The sequence below is a fragment of the Nocardia sp. FBN12 genome (assembly GCF_050320175.1).
Taxonomy (GTDB): domain Bacteria; phylum Actinomycetota; class Actinomycetes; order Mycobacteriales; family Mycobacteriaceae; genus Nocardia.
Genome location: NZ_CP190048.1, coordinates 7369400 through 7387917 on the forward strand (window position 1 = coordinate 7369400; position 18518 = coordinate 7387917).

The 18518-nt window shown below is 68.0% G+C and carries 18 protein-coding genes; 13 read left to right on the top strand and 5 right to left on the bottom strand.

Going from position 1 to position 18518, the window contains the following annotated elements; all coding sequences use genetic code 11:
* Positions 1-152: 152 nt before the first annotated feature.
* The gene (locus tag ACQHI0_RS34555; RefSeq protein ID WP_427905857.1) at positions 153-803 is read right to left on the bottom strand and encodes a phosphate signaling complex PhoU family protein; all 651 of its coding nucleotides are present in this window, start codon (positions 801-803) and stop codon (positions 153-155) included.
* Between the two features lie 104 nt (positions 804-907).
* Between ACQHI0_RS34555 and ACQHI0_RS34560 the strand changes: the two genes are divergently transcribed.
* The 11 genes from ACQHI0_RS34560 to ACQHI0_RS34610 all read left to right on the top strand — a co-directional run bounded on the left by ACQHI0_RS34560 (position 908) and on the right by ACQHI0_RS34610 (position 12477).
* Positions 908-1999 carry a calcium:proton antiporter gene (locus ACQHI0_RS34560; RefSeq protein WP_427905858.1) on the top strand — a complete coding sequence of 364 codons (1092 nt, stop codon included), beginning with the start codon at positions 908-910 and terminating at the stop codon, positions 1997-1999.
* A 198-nt stretch (positions 2000-2197) separates the two neighbouring features.
* A complete protein-coding gene (locus ACQHI0_RS34565; RefSeq protein ID WP_266296070.1) occupies positions 2198-3043 on the top strand; it encodes an ABC transporter permease in 846 nt (281 codons plus the stop codon).
* Entirely contained in the window at positions 3043-3909 is an 867-nt protein-coding gene (locus ACQHI0_RS34570) for an ABC transporter permease (protein WP_266296068.1), read from the top strand. The genes ACQHI0_RS34565 and ACQHI0_RS34570 overlap by 1 nt, the downstream gene beginning before the upstream one ends.
* 5 nt (positions 3910-3914) lie before the next feature.
* Positions 3915-4949, top strand: a complete 1035-nt coding sequence (locus ACQHI0_RS34575) for an MlaD family protein (RefSeq protein WP_427905859.1) — start codon at positions 3915-3917, stop codon at positions 4947-4949.
* Positions 4946-5950, top strand: a complete 1005-nt coding sequence (locus ACQHI0_RS34580; protein WP_427905860.1) for an MlaD family protein — start codon at positions 4946-4948, stop codon at positions 5948-5950. The genes ACQHI0_RS34575 and ACQHI0_RS34580 overlap by 4 nt, the downstream gene beginning before the upstream one ends.
* Complete coding sequence (locus tag ACQHI0_RS34585; protein ID WP_427905861.1) at positions 5938-6957, top strand: MlaD family protein; 1020 nt, start codon at positions 5938-5940, stop codon at positions 6955-6957. Before ACQHI0_RS34580 ends, ACQHI0_RS34585 begins: the two co-directional genes overlap by 13 nt.
* Positions 6957-8054 (top strand): MlaD family protein, encoded by a 1098-nt coding sequence (locus ACQHI0_RS34590; protein ID WP_427905862.1) that lies wholly within the window; start codon positions 6957-6959, stop codon positions 8052-8054. The genes ACQHI0_RS34585 and ACQHI0_RS34590 overlap by 1 nt, the downstream gene beginning before the upstream one ends.
* Positions 8051-9103 carry an MlaD family protein gene (locus ACQHI0_RS34595; protein ID WP_427905863.1) on the top strand — a complete coding sequence of 351 codons (1053 nt, stop codon included), beginning with the start codon at positions 8051-8053 and terminating at the stop codon, positions 9101-9103. The genes ACQHI0_RS34590 and ACQHI0_RS34595 overlap by 4 nt, the downstream gene beginning before the upstream one ends.
* Complete coding sequence (locus tag ACQHI0_RS34600) at positions 9100-10053, top strand: MlaD family protein (RefSeq protein WP_427905864.1); 954 nt, start codon at positions 9100-9102, stop codon at positions 10051-10053. Before ACQHI0_RS34595 ends, ACQHI0_RS34600 begins: the two co-directional genes overlap by 4 nt.
* Positions 10054-10183: 130 nt before the next feature.
* On the top strand, positions 10184-10828 hold the full coding sequence (locus ACQHI0_RS34605; RefSeq protein ID WP_427905865.1) for a hypothetical protein: 645 nt from the start codon (positions 10184-10186) through the stop codon (positions 10826-10828).
* 77 nt (positions 10829-10905) lie between these two features.
* A complete protein-coding gene (locus tag ACQHI0_RS34610) occupies positions 10906-12477 on the top strand; it encodes a Na+/H+ antiporter (protein WP_427905866.1) in 1572 nt (523 codons plus the stop codon).
* A 47-nt stretch (positions 12478-12524) separates the two neighbouring features.
* On the opposite strand, the gene ACQHI0_RS34615 is transcribed toward ACQHI0_RS34610, so the two are convergent.
* The 3 genes from ACQHI0_RS34615 to ACQHI0_RS34625 all read right to left on the bottom strand — a co-directional run bounded on the left by ACQHI0_RS34615 (position 12525) and on the right by ACQHI0_RS34625 (position 15594).
* Entirely contained in the window at positions 12525-13274 is a 750-nt protein-coding gene (locus tag ACQHI0_RS34615) for a VIT1/CCC1 transporter family protein (RefSeq protein ID WP_427909388.1), read from the bottom strand.
* 70 nt (positions 13275-13344) lie between these two features.
* Positions 13345-14973 (bottom strand): GMC oxidoreductase, encoded by a 1629-nt coding sequence (locus ACQHI0_RS34620; RefSeq protein ID WP_427905867.1) that lies wholly within the window; start codon positions 14971-14973, stop codon positions 13345-13347.
* A 66-nt stretch (positions 14974-15039) separates the two neighbouring features.
* Positions 15040-15594 carry a YdcF family protein gene (locus ACQHI0_RS34625; protein ID WP_427905868.1) on the bottom strand — a complete coding sequence of 185 codons (555 nt, stop codon included), beginning with the start codon at positions 15592-15594 and terminating at the stop codon, positions 15040-15042.
* Between the two features lie 89 nt (positions 15595-15683).
* Between ACQHI0_RS34625 and ACQHI0_RS34630 the strand changes: the two genes are divergently transcribed.
* Both ACQHI0_RS34630 and ACQHI0_RS34635 read left to right on the top strand, forming a co-directional pair.
* Positions 15684-17183, top strand: a complete 1500-nt coding sequence (locus ACQHI0_RS34630) for a flavin-containing monooxygenase (RefSeq protein ID WP_427905869.1) — start codon at positions 15684-15686, stop codon at positions 17181-17183.
* 78 nt (positions 17184-17261) lie between these two features.
* A complete protein-coding gene (locus ACQHI0_RS34635; RefSeq protein ID WP_427905870.1) occupies positions 17262-17666 on the top strand; it encodes a DUF7144 family membrane protein in 405 nt (134 codons plus the stop codon).
* A 70-nt stretch (positions 17667-17736) separates the two neighbouring features.
* Here the strand turns inward: ACQHI0_RS34635 and ACQHI0_RS34640 are convergent, their stop codons facing one another.
* Positions 17737-18225, bottom strand: coding sequence for a MarR family winged helix-turn-helix transcriptional regulator (locus tag ACQHI0_RS34640; protein ID WP_427905871.1), 489 nt, complete (start codon positions 18223-18225; stop codon positions 17737-17739).
* Between the last annotated feature and the right edge of the window lie 293 nt (positions 18226-18518).

An 18518-nucleotide genomic window follows, 5' to 3' on the forward strand; every position in this document is an offset into this window, starting at 1 on the left:
TAACGGCCGCACCGGGAGTCGTCAGTGATTGTCCGCTATGAGGTTCCGCACAGCACAGTTCTAACTGGTTGCGGCTCAATAGCGTTCATCTATCGACGGAGATGACCAGCGATGTCGCCGCGCAAACGCGCAGTGACTGAAATCACAATCGGTCAATCGGGCAGCGATCCCGATTCCGGCGGAATCCCGGTGTCGAGGAAGCGGATCAGCCGTGCGATGCGCGCGGCGTGGTCGACGCAACGCTGGAACTGACTGCCGAGCAACGCCATATCGATCGCGGCCTCGGTGCTCACGTCGGCCTCGGTGAGCGCGGTGCGCAATTGCTTGCACAGCGTCTCCATCGCTTCGATGTCGGTGCCGTCGTCGGAGACGAATCGTCCGGTCGCCACCGCCGCGCTCACCCGCGCCACACACTCGGCGGCCAGGGTGCCCATCGACACGAGTTCGGCGATCACCGGCGTGGGCGCGACGACCGCCGGATGGGCCCGATAGACGTACTGCCCAGCGGTTTCCGTGCGCCGGCCGATCCGCGACAGTTCACCGGCGACCTGAATCGCGGTCACCACATGACGCAGGTCGCGCGCGACCGGTGCCTGCAACGCGAGCAGTGCCATGGTGCGCGATTCGCAGGCCGCGAACATCAGCTGTAACTGCTCGTCGAGCGCGAACACCTCGTAGGTGGCGGCGAGGTCGGCGCCGGCCAGCGCCTGGGTGACCCGCTCGGTCGCGTCATGGGCGACGCGCGACATCAGGGTGAGATCGTTGGCCAAAGCGACGAGCTCGAGGGTGAACTGGGTCCGCACGCGCTGAATTGTTCCCCATCGAGGGGGTGCGAGTGAATCCATCGCCGAGATCCGTCCGGCGACGGATCCGGGTGTGCCCGGTCGTAGCTGGAAAGATGGGGGTCATGATTGCCGCGTTGACGACTAAATGGACCATGTACGTGCCCATCCTCGCCGCGCTCGTGCTCGTGCTCAGCTGGGGTCGTTCGGTACCGGGATTGATCGTCGCGCTGGTGAGTATCGCCCTCGTCGGTGCCGTGCTGGCCGCGGTCTATCACGCCGAGGTGGTGGCCCATCGGGTCGGCGAACCCTACGGTTCGCTGGTGCTCGCGGTGGCGGTCACCGTGATCGAGGTGGCGTTGATCGTCACGATGATGATCTCCGGTGGCGACAAGGCTGCCTCACTGGCGCGCGACACTGTATTCGCCGCGGTGATGATCACCTGCAACGGCATCTTCGGATTGGTCCTGCTCGTCGGCGCGCTGCGCAGGCGAGTGGCGGTGTTCAACGCGGAAGGCACCGGTGCGGCGCTGGCCACCGTCGCGACCCTGGCCACCCTGAGTCTGGTGCTGCCGACCTTCACCACCAGCGCGCACGGTCCTGAATTCTCGCCGGCGCAGCTCGCCTTCGCCGCCGTTGCCTCGCTGGCGCTCTACGGGCTGTTCGTGATGGTCCAGACGGTGCGTCACCCCGACGACTTCCTCCCGGTGGAGGACGGCGGCGCGGTCGACGACAGCGACACCCCCGGTCACGCGCCGTCCAACCGGGCCGCGCTGATCAGTCTCGGCATGCTGGTGCTGGCCCTGGTCTGCGTGGTCGGCCTGGCCAAGGTGGTCTCGCCTGCGCTCGAGTCGGCGATTGCCTCGGCCGGATTGCCGCCGTCGGCGGTGGGTGTGGTGATCGCGATGCTGGTGCTGCTGCCCGAGACCATCGCGGCGGTGAACTCGGCGCGCCGCAACCAGGTGCAGATCGGTTTGAACCTGGCGCTCGGTTCGGCGATGGCCAGCATCGGCCTGACCATTCCGGTGATCGCGATCGCGACCATCTGGCTCAGCGGTCCGCTGGTGCTCGGTCTCGGTGCGACGCAGATGGTGCTGCTCGCGCTGACCGTCGTGGTCGGCACGTTGACGATCGTTCCCGGCCGCGCGACCCTGCTGCACAGTGGCGTCCACCTGGCGTTGTTCGCGGCTTTTGTGTTCCTGGCCGCAAGTCCGTAGCTGAGGTGTTGCGGATCACATGGCAGGTAGATCTGTCATGGAAACCGCGGAAAAGCGACGAGGGTCACCCACTGGAAATTTTGTTGTGACGCAGAGTACCGGTTAGCTTGCTGGAGTTGGCACCGACGCCGAAGCCAGAGAGTGCGGTATGAAAATCACCAAGCCCCGTGCTTCACGAGCGGCCCGGAGGCATTCCTGATGTCTACCGATCTGCACTCCGCGAAGCCGGATTCCGCTACCCAGATCGTCCGCAAGAACTTCACCGACACCGTCGTGTCGTCGCTGCGGACCTTCGGGCGTGCGGTCGATCTCGCACAGCAATCGGTGGGCGGCTCGTTCTCCGACATCGCCCGCAGGCAGTTCCAGTGGCGCGAGACCCTCGTGCAGGCCTGGCGCCTGATCACGGTCACCGCCATTCCCGCGATCCTGATGGCCATCCCGTTCGGTGTGATCGTCTCGGTCCAGGTCGGCAACCTGATCCACAGCCTCGGCGCCGACTCCATGCTCGGCGCGACCGGCGGCCTCGGTGTGATCAAGCAGGGCGCGCCGATCGCCACCGGCTTCCTGCTCGGTGGCGCCGGTGCGGCGGCGATCGCGGCCGACCTCGGCGCGCGCACCATCCGCGAGGAGATCGACGCGCTCAACACCATGGGCATCAACCCGGTGCACCGGCTCGTCATCCCGCGCCTGGTCGCCATGCTGATCGTCGCCCCGATGCTCAATGTGCTGATCATCTTCGTCGGCGTGCTGGCCGGTTACGCGGTCGCCGTCGGCGGCCAGGGCGTGACGCCGGGTAGCTACTGGTCGACATTCGGTTCGTTCGCAACCGCCGGTGACGTGTGGGTCTCGCTGCTCAAAGCGCTGATCTTCGGGTTCCTGGTCGTGATCATCTCCTGCCAGCGCGGCCTGGAGGCCAAGGGCGGACCGCGCGGGGTAGCCGACGCGGTGAACGCGGCGGTGGTGCTCTCGGTCGTCTCGATCGCGATCGTGAACCTCCTCGCAAGCCAGATCAGTGCCATGTTCCTGCCGACGAAGTTGGCGTGATGGCTGCCTCCTCGTATATCCCCACCTCACTGCACTGGCTGCGCAAGCCCGCTCGGGTCGGCAAACGCATCGTCACCGCCGGTGAATCGCTCGGCTTCGTCGCGGTGTTCGTCTGGCAGGTGCTGTCCTCGGTGCCGCTGACGCTGCGCCGCTACCGGGACGAGACGCTGCGCGCGGTCACCGATATGACCTGGGGTCGCGGGTCGGTGATCGTCGGCGGCGGCACCGTCCCGATGATGATCGTGCTCGGTCTTGTCATGGGCGCCTCGGTGGGCGTCGAATCGTTCGCCTCGCTCGACATGCTCGGCATGGGCCCGGTCACCGGCGTGATCTCGGCCTACGCGACCACCCGTGAGCTGGCCCCGATCGCGGCGGCCATCGGCTTCGCCGCGCAGGCGGGGTGCCGGATCACCGCCGAGATCGGCGCGATGCGCATCTCCGAGGAGATCGACGCGATCGAGGCGCTCGGCCTGCGTTCGGTGCCCTACGTCGTCACCACCAGGGTGATCGCCGGCGCCATCGCCATCGTGCCGACCTTCCTGATCGCGCTGATCCTGGCGTACGGCGCCTGCCGAGGGTTGCTCACGATGGTCTACGGGCAGTCGGCCGGTGTCTACGACCACTACTTCTTCCAGTTCATCTCCGGCTTCGACATGATCGCCGCGGTGATCAAGGTGGCCGTGTTCGGCACGGTGGTGATCCTGGTGCACGCCTACTTCGGGTTCTTCGCCACCGGTGGTCCCGAGGGAGTCGGCATCGCCTCCGGTCGCGCGGTGCGCGCCAGCTCGGTAGCCATCATCGCCATCGACATGGTGCTCACGATCATGCTCTGGGGCTTCAATTCGGCGATCAGTTTTACGGGGTGAACTAGATGCCTAACTATGGAATGCCCGGCGTCGCGGCTGATCGGCGCACGTCGCGGCTGACCGGCGTGATCATCCTGTCGGTGATCGCGGCCATCGCACTCGCCTACGTCACCTACGCGAATCTGCGCGGCGAAGACGGACTGCGCATCGCCCTGCACACCGAGCATCTCGGTGACGGCATCAGCGCGGGTAGCCAGGTCCGCGTCGACGGCGTGACGGTCGGCGAGGTCGCCGAGGTGACCCCCGGCGAGCGCGGCACCCAGCAGATCGCGCTGCTGCTCGACTCGCGGCGACTGGTCGGCATCGACGACAGCCTCGCGATCGACTACGCCCCGACCAACCTGTTCGGCATCGCCGAGATCGAATTGCGCCGTGGCGCAGGCGGTTCGCCGCTGCGCGAGGGCGCGGTCCTCGACCTCACCGGTGCGAACGGCGACCGGGTCTACGACGCGACGATGAGCGCGATCCTGCGCAGCCTCTCGCAGGTCGGCATGACCGTGACCAGCCCGCAGATGGCGACCGTCATCTCCCAGCTGGCCGCGGACTTCAAGGCCTTCACCCCGCTGGTCCAGGCGCTGATCACGGTCTCCAAGACCCTCGCCGACAACCAGGACGTGCTGCCTTCGGAGCTGTTCGGCAAGCTCGGCCCCGCCTTCGACGGCGGCGGCGAGTTCGCGAGCGCCACCATGAAGGTGATCGACCAGCTCAGCGACATCAGGGTGACCCAGGTCGACAAGGAGCGCTATGACATCGGCGTCGGGGTGATCGGCGGCTCCATCCTGCCCGCCCTGACCACCACCGTGACCACCGCGGGCGGGCACTTGGCCGAGACCACCGACATGCTCGCGCCGATGCTGCTCGCGCTGGCGCAGATGTCACCGAACCCGCGCCAGACCGGTGCCGACCTCACCGCGCTGCTGCAGAACCTGCGCGGCGCCATGCCCGATGGCCCCAACGGTCCTGTCCTCAATCTCGACGTCGAGCTCAGGGGGGTTCCCGGTATCGCGGTGCCGCTGTTCGGAAAGGCCGGTGGGCGATGAAGATTCGCGCAACCGCACTGCGCCTGGGCGTCTTCAGCCTGGTGATGATCGCCATCCTCAGCATGGTGTTCACCCTGATCAAACGCCCGGTCGACGGCGACACCGTCGCCCACGACGCGATGTTCACCGACGCCAACGGTCTCAAGGTCGGCAACGACGTGCGGATGTTCGGCGTGCAGGTGGGCAAGATCGAGAAGATCAGCCTCGAAGGCGACAAGGCCAAGGTCGCGATCACGGTCAAGACCGACACCCCGATCTACGACAACTCCAAGCTGGCCATCCGCTACCAGAACCTCACCGGCCAGCGCTATATCGACCTGCAGCAGGCACCGAACCCGGGCAAGACCATCGCGGCGGGCGCGCGGATCGGCGCGAACATGACGGTCCCGTCCTTCGATGTGACGAGCCTGTTCAGCGGCCTCAAGCCGGTGCTCGCCACGCTGTCGCCGGAAGCGATCAACCAGTTCACCGCGAGCATGCTCGCCGTGATCGAGGGCGACGGCACAGGTCTGGGCCCCGCGCTCACCGCGATCGACCAGCTCGCGAGCTATGCCGATGACCGCCAGCAGGTGATCAGCACGCTGATCCACAACCTGTCCGGGCTGTCCGAGCGCCACGGCGGCAAGGTCGGGCACCTGGTGCCGCTGCTGGCCCGGCTCACCGACATCTTCGAGGCGATGCAGCGCAATATCGGCGGCGTCGCGCAGTTCGCGATGACCGCGCCCTCGGTGCTGGCGCCGGTGGACCGGCTGCTCGCCTCGCTCGGCCTGGTCGAGGGTGGCGGCGCCGATGTCGACGCGATGATCCGCGCGCTGTTCCCGAATCCACAGGAAGCCGTCGAGGTGTTCGGCAAGCTCCCCGGTCTGCTGGCCACGGTCGACGCCTCGCTCGCACGCGGTTTCGCCGACTTCACACCGCACTGCAGCAACGGCGCCGCCGAGGTGCCCGCGCCGCTGCAGGTGCTGATCGCCGGACAGAAGGTCACCGTATGCAACCGCTGAAAATGCTCACCGGGATGTTCGCCGGTGACCGCCCGATCCCCGATGAGGCGGGCAAACGCGCACGGGAACTGCGCATGGGCATCATCGGCCTGAGCCTGGTCGTGCTGTTCATCATCGCCGCCGGCGTGGTCTACGTGGTCCCGCTGGGCAAGGACACCTATACCGCCGAACTCAGCGAAGCGCAGTCGGTGCGCGAGGGTGACGACGTGCGCCTGGCCGGGATCTCGGTCGGCAGCGTCACCTCGCTCGAGCTGAAGCCCGACAAGGTGATCATGCGATTCACCGTGAAAAACGATGTCTTCGTGGGTGATCAGACGTCCCTGGACGTCCGCATGCTCACCGTGGTCGGCGGTCACTACGTGGCGCTCTACCCGGCAGGGTCGAAGCCGCTGGGCGAGAAGGCGATTCCCACGGACCGAATTCGCTTGCCCTACAGCCTGATCGAGACCTTCCAGGACGCGACCGCCCCGCTGGCCGCCGTCGACGGCGACACCGTGCGCAACAACCTGGCCGCCGCGAACTCCGCGATCGCGACCTCGCCGGAGTCGCTGCGCACCACGCTCGACACCGTCGGCAAGTACGTCGAGATGCTCGATCGGCAGCGTGCGCAGGTGTCGAAGTCGATCGCGGTCGTCGACGAGTACATCCTCATGTACGACGGCGCCAAGGCGGACCTGGGCAGGCTGATGGACAACGTCAACATGCTCGAAGACCTGCTGCTGAGCAAGAAGGCCGAAATGGCCGAAGCGGTTCGCCTGCTCACCTCGGTGGTGAATCGTCTCGCGGGACTCGCCCCGACCTGGGACTCCACCCTGAAACCGCAGGTGCAGGCGCTAGCCGACGCGCTGCCGCGGCTGGGGGAGCTCAGCGGCCAGCTCGAGCCCGTCATCGGCACCGTCGGTGCGCTGCAGACCAAGCTGTCGCAGCTGGCGACCCCCGAAGCCGGTGTGGTCGTCGACGAGTCGAGCGCCCGCGTGTGCGTACCGCTGCCCGGGAAGGCGTGCTGATGCTGAAACGACTACTCGGATCACAGGCGTTCATGTCGATCGCCGGTGTCGCGGTGCTCGTGGCGCTGGTGACCGGCGGTTACTTCATCGCCTTCGATCCGCTGAAGAAGACCGAATCCTATTGCGCGCTCATGCCCGACGCGATCGGCCTCTACCCGGGCAACCACGTCACCATGCGCGGCATGGACGTCGGCGAGGTGACCGCGGTGCGTAACGAGGGCGCCAAGGTCCGCGTCGAGTTCGCGGTCGACGCCGAATTCCCGGTCTACTCCGATGCTTCCGCGACCACGGTCGCGTATTCCGTTGCCGCAGACCGCAATTTGGCCGTGCTCACCACCGGCAAGACCGCGCCGCCGCTGGCGGGCGGCTGCATCACCAAAACGCTGACCCCCAAGAGCATCACCGAAACGCTCACGGCGCTGGCGAGCCTGTCCGACGAGCTCTCCGGCGGTACCGCGGGTCAGCCGAGTGCGCTGTCGGACGGCCTGTCGTCGCTGAACCGCGCGACCGAGGGCACCGGCCCGACAGTCAACGAACTCATCCACAAGCTCGGCTCGGCGATGAACAAGCCCGACGCCGACATCGGCCATCTCGCCAGCCTTTTCGACGCCTTCGCCTCGGTATCGAACCGGGTCGCCGCCAATTGGGGTGACCTGCAGACGATGCTGGTCCGGCTGGCCCCGCTGCTCAATATGGCCTCCGACGACCTGCTCGGCCCGGCCACCTCGCTGTTCGACGGTCTCGGCGAGTTGCTGCCGATGCTCAACGATGTCGCCGTCATCCTCGGTGACCCATTGATCGGTGCGCTCGACGACGTGGTCCCGCTGGTGAAGTTGTTGCGCGCCAACGTCGGATCGCTGAGCGAGATCGTGGCGAAGATGCCCGCGCTCGCCTCGGCCTTCCACACCGCGACGAATCCAGAGGGCGGCACCGCCATCACCTACGCGCCGCCGAAGGTCGCGTTGCCGAGCGGCGACGCCGACCAGGTGTGCACCGCGGTGAACGCGGTGCTCCCTGGGCAGTGCGCCGACCCGGCGCAGGGACTGGCCGATGTGAATCTCGTGCAGGTTGTGCTGGGAATGGCAGGTGCTCGATGAACACGCGAAAGATGTTGCGGCACAGTCTGATCGCCCTCGTGGTCGCGGCCGGTCTCGCGGTCGGCGGCTGTGGTTTCGACCCCGCCGAGGTACCGGTGCCCGGCTCCACCGTCAACGGGTCGACCTACCGCGTGCAGATCGAGTTCAGCAGCGCGCTTAACCTGCCCGCGAAGTCGAAGGTGATCGCCAACGGCGCCGAGATCGGCATCGTCGACGGTGTGCGGGTGGTCCAGCCCGCCGACGCGCCCGCGGGCCGCGGCGGTTACGTCATCGTCGAGGCCGACATCCTCGACACCGTGCAGTTGCCCACGAAGTCCATCGCCGAACTGCGCCAGGACACCATCCTCGGCGACATCCACCTCTCGCTCACCACCCCGAAGGACGGCTTCGGCGACCTGCTGCGCGACGGCGGCACGATCCCGATCGAACGCACGAAACCGCCTGTGCAACTGGAAGACACGATGGCCACCATGGCCCTGTTCGTGCAGGGCGGGGCGATCGGTCAGCTGCAGGAGATGCTCGGCCGGATCAACTCGGTGATGCCACAGGATCCGAGGGAAACCGCGCGGATCTCCGCGGTGATGGGCGCCGACGCCGCCGACCTGGCCGCCAATCTCGACCAGGTCGACCTGCTGGTCAACGGATTGAGCCGCAATGCGGCGATCCTGCACGACGACACCGAGGAAGCGCTGACCAGCATCCTCACCCCCGAAGCCGTGGCCTCGCTGACGGGCACCCAGGACTCGATCGCCAAGACGATGAAGATCTTCGACGCGCTCGGCCCGGTCGGTTCCTCGCTCACCTGGCTGGCCCCGATCGCGAGTTCCGGCGACGCCGCCGCGACCGCGTTCCTGCCGCTGGCCACCGGCGGTTCGGCGGACCTGCGCTCCTCGACCAATATGGCGCTGCTCACCGCCCTGTTGCGCGACAAGATCATTCCCTTCGTCGAGAACGGTCCGAAGGTGAACGTCACCGGCGTCGAAGTGTCCGAAGAAGACCAGGTAGCGCAGATCGTCACCGCGCTGCGGATGATCGGAATGGTGCGATGAAGATCGGTGCACTGGCCTCCCTCGGCGGCATCGCCGCCATCACCGTGCTCGGCGCGAGCTACCTGACTTTCGGCGTGGTGCGCGTCGACCCGTTCGCCGACTTCACCTCGGCTTCGCTCGAGATCGCGAATTCCGGTGGCCTCAGCGTCGGTTCGCCGATCCTGCTCACCGGCATCGAGATCGGCGAGGTCACCGGCGTCGACACCTCGGCGAGCGGCCGCGTGCAGGTCGGGTTCCGGTTCGCCGCCGATCACAAGGTGCCGATGAGCAGCGTCGTCACCATCGAACACCTGTCCTCGCTGGGTGAGCCGTACGTGCAGTTCGTGCCGCGCGACGCGGGCGGTCCCTATCTCGCCGACGGGCAGCGACTGTCCGGTGAGAACGTGCGCACCCCGATGTCGATCCCCGAGGTCGCGCGGCTGGTCACCAAGACCGTCGAGCAGCTCGATCCCGCGGTGGTCGGCACCCTGGTCGACACGCTCGGCACGGCGATGGTCGGCACCGAGAACGTGATCCCCGAGCTGGCCAGGGCCGGCGACCTGCTCGCCGCGGCGCTCATGAGTCGCGCGCCGGCGATCGGGGAGCTGCAGAACAACTTCGAGTACGTCTCCGGTGATATCGGCTGGGCCGGGCCCGCCACCTCGTCCGCCGCGCCGGCCTTCATCCGGTTGAGTCAGGTGATCGATCAGTTCGTCGAATCGGTCGGCCGGGCCACCGAGGGCGATCCACAGATGTATGTGCGCGACGGTGGTCTGGTGCCGTTGCTCGAGCAGCTCACCGCCAAGCTGAACGAGCTCGGCCCCGAGCTCTCGGCACTGCTGCCCGGGCTGCGCCCGCTCACCGAATCGGCGACCGCCGCCGCTCCGCAGCTCGATCTGAGCACGCTGATTGCGCAGGCGTTGCACAACACCGACGCCGATGCGGTGAAGGTGCGGGTCGCGATCAAGTAAACATCTGGCAACCATCGGATGTAGGTATCTGCCCTGGCCAGTGGTTGTTCCGCCGAGCGGGGTGGTCTGCGAGCAACCGTGCGGTAGCGTGCTGGACGGGGGAGACCTGATCCGCGGCGAAGGCGGTGCGATGGCAGAGAGCAGCGAGGGTCCCCAAACGCGGGCCGGCAGCAGTACTCGGACGGTCGCGATCGCGGCGGTACTCGCCGCCTTGCTCGCGCTGGTGGTCGCGATCGGGTTGGTGCTGCGCGCCGACCAGGGTGACGACAAGCCGTCGGTGAACCCGATGGGAGCCGACAGCAACGGTCTCCCGGTCGCCGGCTCCGATCAGGAGGCCGCCGAGCAACAGGCCGCGAACTTCGCGCCACCGTGGCCGGCCAGGCGGATCGGCGGGAACTGTTCGGCAGGCGGTATCACCGCCCACTGGCGTGTCCACGACGACGGCAAATGGCAATGCACGGTAACCACCCCCGACGCCCTGCCCCCTGGCCCGGCGCCGCCACCCCCGCCGCCCCCCGGCCCCGAACCCGCTCCCGAACCAGCGCCCGTCGACGCGCCCGCGCCGCCGCCCGCCTTCGAGCCCCCGCCGCCACCGCCGCCACCGGTCTACGAGCCCCCGGCTTACGAGCCGCCGCCCCCACCCGAACCGCCCCCGGTCTTCGAACCCGAACCGGCCCCGGCGCCCCCGCCACCCCCGCCCCCACCTCCTGTCCTGCAACTCCCCTTCCCCCTCCCGCCGATCCTGCTCCCGCCTGCCGCCGCCGTCCGCCCCTGATCGGGCCGTCATCCGAGGCCGTGACCGGCGGCGGGTCGATCCTCGTCGGTCGTCGATGTCGGTGAGACTGGTCAGTTATGGACCAGTTGGTACTGACTCTGGTGATCCTGCTCGCAGCCGTGCTCGCCGAACCACTCGGCGCCCGCATCGGCCTCGCGCCGTCGATCTTGATGACGCTGTTCGGCTGCCTGCTCGCCCTGATCCCGGCGGTGCCGAGCCTGAACATCCCGCCCGAGCTGATCCTGCCGCTGGTCCTGCCCCCACTGCTCTACGCCGCCGCTCGCCGCACCTCGTGGCGGCAGTTCGCGGAGAGCTGGCAGATCATCGCGTTGCGCGCGGTCGGCCTGGTGATCGTCACCGCGATCGCGGTCGCGGCGGTGTTCCACGCCTGGAACCCGGCTACCGCCGTCGCCGCTGCCGTGGTGCTCGGCGCCCTGGTTGCGCCGCCCGACCCGGTGGCGGCCACCTCGATGGCGGGCCGCCTCGGCCTGCCACGCCGACTGATCGTCACCCTGGGCGGCGAAGGCCTGTTCAACGACGTCACCGCGATCGTGATCTACACCGTCGGCATCCAGGTGGTCATGACGGGCCTGTTCAGTCCATGGCACGCGCTCGGCGACTTCGCGATCGCCGCGGTCGTCGGCCTCGGGGTCGGCTTGGTGCTCGGATGGCTCGGCAGCAAGCTCACCAAATACCTCGACACGCCCACCACCCAGGTCGGCCTGAGTCTGCTGCTGCCCTTCGCCGCCTACGGCATCGCCGAACACTGGGAGGGCTCGGCCGTTCTCGCCGTACTGGTCTGCGCGCTGTATCTCACCGACGCGGTGACCGAGATCGGCGACCGGGGGTATCGCGTGGTCGCCGACTCGGTCTGGGACATCGCCGAAATGCTCATCACCGGTTTCGCGTTCGCCCTGATCGGCCTCGAATTGCGCGTGGTCATCGAGACCACCGGACACAACTGGCCCTCGCTGGCGGGGGTCAGCGCCGCGGTGATCGGGGTGGTCGTCGGATTGCGCCTGGTCTGGCTGATGGCCACCTGGGCGATCAGCAGCAAACTGCCCTACACCGACGAACCGTTCACCTGGCGCGAGGTGATCGTCACCTGGTGGGCCGGCATGCGCGGGGTGGCCACCGTGGCACTGGCACTGGCCGTGCCGTTGACCCTCGACACCGGCGCCGACTTCCCGGCCCGCGCGGAAATCCTGTTCATCGCGTTCGCGGTCGTGCTGTTCACCCTGCTCGTGCAGGGCCCGACACTGCCGCTGGTGGTCCGCCTCACCGGGGTACACGCCGACACCCGCCAGGAACGCGCCGTCGAACAAGCACTGTGGACCAGGGTCGTGAATGCCGAACTCGCCGAACTCAAAGCGATCGCCGCGCGCGACAACCTCCCCGAAGACATCTACGAGGATCTCAAGGCGGTGCTGCGCCGCCTGTCCGCCAAGGCCGACCCCGAAGCGGCGGGCGCCGACGCGAAGGCCACCCTCGACAGGGAACGCGAACTCGCCGCGCAGATGCGCGCGGTCCGCGCCGCCGTCACCGAAGCGGGCCGCCGCGAAGCCCAAGCCGCGCGCCGCGAACCCGGCATGCCCCCGGAAGTTGTCGACCGAGTCACCCGCCGCCTCGACCTCGGCCCGACGCACTGAGTTTCACGGCTGCGTTCGAGGTTTTTCGGTCGGCGCATACGCTCAGGTCAGCCGCTCGTCAGCGAGTCGGTGAGGGCGCCGATCGCGTAGGTGATCGCCATCGCCAGGGCGCCGCCGACCACCACGCGCAGCACCGCACGCCCTCGATTGCCGCCACCGAGGCGCGCGCTCACCGAGCCGGTGATCGCGAGGGCGACGAGCACGGCGGCGAACGTGACCGGCACCCGCCATTCGGTGGGCGGCAACACGATTGCCAGCAGCGGCAGTAGGGCGCCGCAGGTGAACGCGATCGCCGAGGAGATCGCGGCCGCCCACGGGTTGGTGAGCGAGCGCGGATCGATGCCGAGTTCGGCCTCGGCATGCGCGGTGAACGCGTCGTGGGCGGTGAGTTCGGCGGCCACCGCGCGCGCGGTGGCCGGGCTGAGACCCTTCTTCTCGTAGATCCCCGCCAACTCGGCCAGTTCGAAATCGGGTTCGTCGGCCAGCTCGCGCCGTTCCTTGGCCAGCAGCGCCTTCTCCGAATCCCGCTGCGTGCTCACCGACACGTATTCCCCCGCGGCCATCGAGATCGCACCCGCGACCAGTCCCGCGATACCGGCGGTGAGGATCGTCTGCGCGTTGTTCGTGGTCGCGGCGACACCGACCACCAGCCCCGCGGTGGACACGATGCCGTCGTTCGCACCGAGCACCCCCGCACGCAGCCAGTTCAACCGATCCGCAAGCCCTTCGGTATGCGGCTCGTGCGGATGCCCCGACCGAGGCGCACCTGCGGCTTCACTCGGACGACTGTTCTCGATAGGCGAGTCCGGCACCCACCCAGCCTAGTGCGGCCGACCGGCAGATCATCGGCGCACGTCGGCCACTCGCTCAGCTCCGTTGGGCCGCCGACGGGTCAGCGGCGGCAGCCAGTCCCGCGCGCAGGGTGTCGGCCAGGCGCACCGCGAGCGCGATCACGGTCAGCGTCGGGTTGACGTGCCCGTTCGTCGGGAACACCGAACTGCCCGCGATGTAGAGGTTGTCTACCCCGTGCACCCGGCAGTGCTGGTCCACGACCCCGTGCCGCGGATCGGCCGACATCCGCGTGGTGCCACTGGGATGCGCCCAGTCGGTGAGCGGTAGGGGATCGGTGCTGTCGGGCAGAGCCGCCGGAACCACCTGCGGTGCGGGCAATCCGAGCCGGGCGAACTCGCCGACGAGCAGCGCTGTCGCCCGCCGCACCGTGCGATCCTCCTGCGCACCGACCTTCCAATCCACCTGCGGCAACGGCATTCCCACCGGATCGGTCCGTCCGGAAAGCCGCACCCGGCTGTCCGCGTTCGGCGTCTGCTCCACCATCGCCCGCACCTCGACACCCGCGAGCCGGTGCGGCAACCCCACACCGTCGACCAGCCGACGTCGCACACCGTTGACCAGAAGTCCGGTGCCGGACAGCATGATTCGCATATCCGCCCATCGAGTTCGCCCGCGCAACAGTCGCTTCACCGAGTCCCACGGGTCGTCGTCGGCGATGACCTCCTGCAACCACAGCGCACAGTTCACCAGCGATTCGCGCCGCTGCAGCGCGGGCGACAACGCCATCCCGTGCAGAAAGGTGTGCCGCCCGCGCGCGCTCTTGACCACGTATTTCCCGAACCGGTCCAGCGCAGCCCCGGCCTGCGCGGGCGGCAGCGTCGCGACGACCCCGCAGCGATGATCCATCAGATACCGCCCGACCTGGTCGTACCGATTCCCGATCCCACCGGCGACGGTGCGCCGCGAGGCCAGCAGCAGCCGTGGCGTGGCGATCCCACCCCCGGCCAGCACGAACATCCGCGCCTCGACGGTGCGCACCCGCCCGCCCGCGCCGGTCACCTCGACCGAATTCACATGCGCGCCGGTGGTATCGGTGTCGATGTGGGTGACCGTCGCGTTCACCAGTACCCGCGCGGTCGGCGCGACGATGTCACGCACGTGCGGACCCCACCGCTTGCAGTCGAACCGGTTGGCCGGATCGCGGCTGATCTGCCAGAAGTAGGGACGCAACGAGCCGGTATCGAGCGCGTCGGGCGGTGCTTGCCGCCCGGCCAGCGGCCAGAACTCGCCCTCGGTGAAGCCGGTGCCGTGCCCGAGCCCGGCATGCGCGGCAGCGCGCTCGGCATACGGACGCAGTGCGCCCGCGTCGATCGGCCACCCGGACCGCGTGACCCAGGGCCGATTCGCGAAGTCGAGGTCGTCGAGCACACCGCAGCGCCCCGCCCAGCTGTGTGAGCTCCCGCCGAGCACCCGGTTACCCGCGATCCGATCTTGCTCCGCGCGCGGAGCGCCGACATTCTCGATCGCGGTGAAAGCTGTTTCATCCGAAGTGATCTCGTGACCACCGCTCTCCAGCACCAGTACCCGCAGCCCGGCGGCCGCGAGTTCGGTGGCCACTGTCAGGCCCGCGGGGCCCGACCCGATGACGCAGATCTGGGTGCGCAACGCGTCGTCACCGACAGTGCGCAGATCCTCCACAAGCATCGGCGTCCTCTCACCAGCGCGGTCCCCGAACCGCTGGTCTCACTCTAAGAGCCGGACCACCGCGTGTCAGTCGGTCTCACAATGCTGGTTGACGAAAGCCCTGATGTATCCGGCGGATTGGCGCACATACATCCACGACCAGAACTCCAGCCCCGAGTCCGAGGGGCTGGCGACCATGGTGATCTCGCCGTCGTAGCACTTCTCCACGATGTACCTGGCACGCGACACGTGCGGCGTGAACGTGACCACGATGATGTGTCGCCATCCGTAAATCTTTGCGCGCCGGACGATTTCGCGCGCTTCACCATCGGTGGTCCACGGATCCGGCACGAAACACGAGACGCGGAAGGCGAATCGGCCGCCGCAGTATTTGTCCATCACCGGATCGTCGGGCCCGGTGGACTGCGAGATCAGTACCTCCGGGGCCAGGCCGCGCTCGGCGAGCTCGATGCCGAGATCGAATCGTTCGTAGGCGGTGCCGCCGAGCACCACGATCACATCAGCGGGCCGCAACGGGTCGACTTGCGGGTGCACGAAGACCGGCCAGCCGGCGAATGCGGCAGCCAGCACGGTGACCAGTGCGCCGACGAGCAACCATCCCGCACGCCGAAAAATCGACACGGCACCGACGATACCCAAATCTCGACGATGGCCACCGGGCCGAGGATCGGCTCTTCTGCCACGGTCGCACGGCAGGCACACTGGAGCCCATGACCGACACCGCCGTTGCCCCTGAACACCTCGACGTCGTCATCGTCGGCGCCGGGTTGTCCGGTATCGGGGCCGCCTACCGGCTGCAGGAAGAGCACCCGCACCGCAGCTACGCCATCCTCGAGGCGCGCGCCGACCTCGGCGGCACCTGGGACCTGTTCCGCTACCCGGGCATCCGCTCGGATTCGGACATGTTCACCCTCGGCTACCCGTTCAAGCCGTGGCGCGCGGCCCGCTCCATCGCCGACGGCGCCGCGATCCTGGATTACATCCACGAGACCGCGCAGGAGAACGGCATCGACCGGCGCATCCGCTTCGGTTCCCGGGTGATCGGCGCGGACTGGTCATCGGCGCAGGCACACTGGCAGCTCACCATCGCCCACGAGGGCCCCGACGGCCCCGAACTGAGCAACCTGACCTGCGGTTTCCTCTACACCTGCGCCGGCTACTACGACTACCAGCAGCCGCACGCCCCCGACTTCCCCGGCCGCGACGACTTCGCGGGCACCGTCGTGCACCCGCAGTTCTGGCCCGCCGACCTCGACACCCGCGACAAGCGGATCGTCGTGATCGGCAGCGGCGCCACCGCCGTCACCCTGGTGCCCAATCTCGCGGCGGACGCCGCGCACGTCACCATGTTGCAGCGCAGCCCGACCTGGATCAGCCCCGTCCCCGGCCGCGACAAGCAGGCCGACAAGCTCCGCAAGCTGCTCCCCGCCGGTCTCGCCCACCGGCTGATCCGAACCAAGAACATCCTGTTCAACATCGGTTTCTACCAGTTCTGCCGCCGCCGCCCCGCCGCCGCACGCAAGCTGCTCACCGACCTCACCACCCGCATCCTCAAAGACGACAAGCTCGTCGCCGAACATTTCACCCCCGACTACGACCCGTGGGACCAGCGCCTGTGCGCCGCCCCCGACGCCGACTTCTTCAAGGCGATGAAAAAGGGCAAGGCCTCGGTGGTCACCGACCACATCGACGCCTTCGTCCCCGAGGGGATCCGCCTGGTCTCGGGGGAGACGCTGCCCGCCGACATCGTGGTCACCGCCACGGGCCTGCGCCTGCTGGCTTTCGGCGGCATCGCGCCCTCGGTCGACGGCACGCCCGTGCCTCTGGCTGATCAGTTCGTCTGGCAGGGCGCCATGCTCACCGGCCTGCCCAACTTCGCCATCTGCGTCGGCTACACCAACGCGTCATGGACGCTGCGCGCCGACCTCACCTCCCGCCTGGTCTGCAAAGTCCTCACCCACCTGGACCGCACCGGTAGCGCCGCAGTCGTCCCCGAACCTAGGGGCGCGCTCGCCGAACGCCCGCTGCTCGACCTGAACGCGGGCTATGTCCAGCGCTCGATCGCCGCGTTCCCCCGCCAGGGCGACCGGCATCCGTGGCGGGTCAGGCAGAACTACCTGCTCGACGCGCTGATCACCCTGCGCACCGACCTCGGCAAGACCCTGCGTCCGGTGCCGCGGCGGGTCAGGGAGTTCACCCGCAACGGGTGAGGCGCGCGGCTCGCCGGGTTCCTACCGTTGTCGTGTGCCGTGGTGGCACATGGCGTTGACCTGACGGAAGGCCCAGCGATGACACACACGAATCAGCACCCGGTGCGCGAAGGAATCGCGGCAGGCACCTCCATCGGCGCCGGCATCCTGCTTGCCGTGGTCGGTGTGCTGCAGATCTTCCAGGGGATCTCCGCGGTCGCCAACGACGATCTCATCGTCGTCGGCCCGGAGTACTCCTACCAGTTCGACCTCACCAGCTGGGGCTGGTGGCACATCGTCCTCGGCGCACTCGCGGTGATCATCGCGATCGGTCTGCTCGCGGGTCAGACCTGGGGCCGGGTGGCGGCGATGGTGATCGCGGCGCTCTCGATCATCGCCAACTTCCTGTGGCTGCCGTACTACCCGTGGTGGTCGATCCTGATCATCGCCGTCGACATCGTGGTGATCTGGGCGGTGGCCACTTGGCGCCCGGATAATTCCTGACCGAATCGACCAGACAGCGCCGCCTCGATCGCCGGGGCGGCGCTGTTCGTTTGCGCTGTGGTCACCGAGTTCAGTGGTCGAGCCCCGACGAGCCTGCATCGCTGTCGCCGAGGGCGTCGACCAGATGGCGTGAGAGCCGTTCGCCCAAGAACGCGAGCTCGGCCTTCTGCGGATCATCGAGTCCGTCCAGCACGAGCTTGCGCACCGCGACGAGATAGTCCGGCGTCGTCGCCACCACCTTGGCCAGCCCGCTCTCGGTGAGCACCGCGTCGATCCCACGCCCGGATACCGCCGCCTCGCGTCGCGCCCACCCCACCCGTTCCAGCTTCGAAACCACGTGGGAGAGCCGGGAAATGGACCCGTGTCCACGTGCCGCGAGCATGCTCAACCGCATCCGGCGCTCCGGCGCGTCATGGAGCAAGGCCATGACCCGGTACTCGAAATGGGTCACTCCGAACTCGCGCTGTAGTCGGGAATCGAGCGCACTCGGCACGCGCATCGAGAGGGTGACCACCGCGCTCCATGCGCGACGCTCGACCGAGTCGAGATCCTCCGGCACCTCGGCCTGCCTTCCACCCGCATGGTAACTATAAAATTGCTGAACGACGGCAAACTGTATCCCGCAGGGTGTGCCCTGTCTACGATTGTCGCGTCATGTCACCAGGTGGACGGCATATTGAAGATCGGCAAAGCGCTGGACGGCTGATCAGTTGCCAATCGATCGCCGGTCGACGCTGGTGATCGATCGCGATGAGCGTCGGGAGCGCGCGCGCCGAACTCTGGGTAGAGTGGGGCTCGTGACCTGGGGAAATGCCGGATTTTCCAGGCGATTTGACTTCGCGTTTGTCGACA

What these genes read in the sequence shown, in the direction of transcription:
- ACQHI0_RS34560 (WP_427905858.1), top strand. Translation starts at nt 908, where the DNA reads ATGATTGCCGCGTTGACGACTAAATGGACCATGTACGTGCCCATCCTC.
- ACQHI0_RS34565 (WP_266296070.1), top strand. Translation starts at nt 2,198, where the DNA reads ATGTCTACCGATCTGCACTCCGCGAAGCCGGATTCCGCTACCCAGATC.
- ACQHI0_RS34570 (WP_266296068.1), top strand. Translation starts at nt 3,043, where the DNA reads ATGGCTGCCTCCTCGTATATCCCCACCTCACTGCACTGGCTGCGCAAG.
- ACQHI0_RS34575 (WP_427905859.1), top strand. Translation starts at nt 3,915, where the DNA reads ATGCCTAACTATGGAATGCCCGGCGTCGCGGCTGATCGGCGCACGTCG.
- ACQHI0_RS34580 (WP_427905860.1), top strand. Translation starts at nt 4,946, where the DNA reads ATGAAGATTCGCGCAACCGCACTGCGCCTGGGCGTCTTCAGCCTGGTG.
- ACQHI0_RS34585 (WP_427905861.1), top strand. Translation starts at nt 5,938, where the DNA reads ATGCAACCGCTGAAAATGCTCACCGGGATGTTCGCCGGTGACCGCCCG.
- ACQHI0_RS34590 (WP_427905862.1), top strand. Translation starts at nt 6,957, where the DNA reads ATGCTGAAACGACTACTCGGATCACAGGCGTTCATGTCGATCGCCGGT.
- ACQHI0_RS34595 (WP_427905863.1), top strand. Translation starts at nt 8,051, where the DNA reads ATGAACACGCGAAAGATGTTGCGGCACAGTCTGATCGCCCTCGTGGTC.
- ACQHI0_RS34600 (WP_427905864.1), top strand. Translation starts at nt 9,100, where the DNA reads ATGAAGATCGGTGCACTGGCCTCCCTCGGCGGCATCGCCGCCATCACC.
- ACQHI0_RS34605 (WP_427905865.1), top strand. Translation starts at nt 10,184, where the DNA reads ATGGCAGAGAGCAGCGAGGGTCCCCAAACGCGGGCCGGCAGCAGTACT.
- ACQHI0_RS34610 (WP_427905866.1), top strand. Translation starts at nt 10,906, where the DNA reads ATGGACCAGTTGGTACTGACTCTGGTGATCCTGCTCGCAGCCGTGCTC.
- ACQHI0_RS34620 (WP_427905867.1), bottom strand. Translation starts at nt 14,973, where the DNA reads ATGCTTGTGGAGGATCTGCGCACTGTCGGTGACGACGCGTTGCGCACC.
- ACQHI0_RS34630 (WP_427905869.1), top strand. Translation starts at nt 15,684, where the DNA reads ATGACCGACACCGCCGTTGCCCCTGAACACCTCGACGTCGTCATCGTC.
- ACQHI0_RS34635 (WP_427905870.1), top strand. Translation starts at nt 17,262, where the DNA reads ATGACACACACGAATCAGCACCCGGTGCGCGAAGGAATCGCGGCAGGC.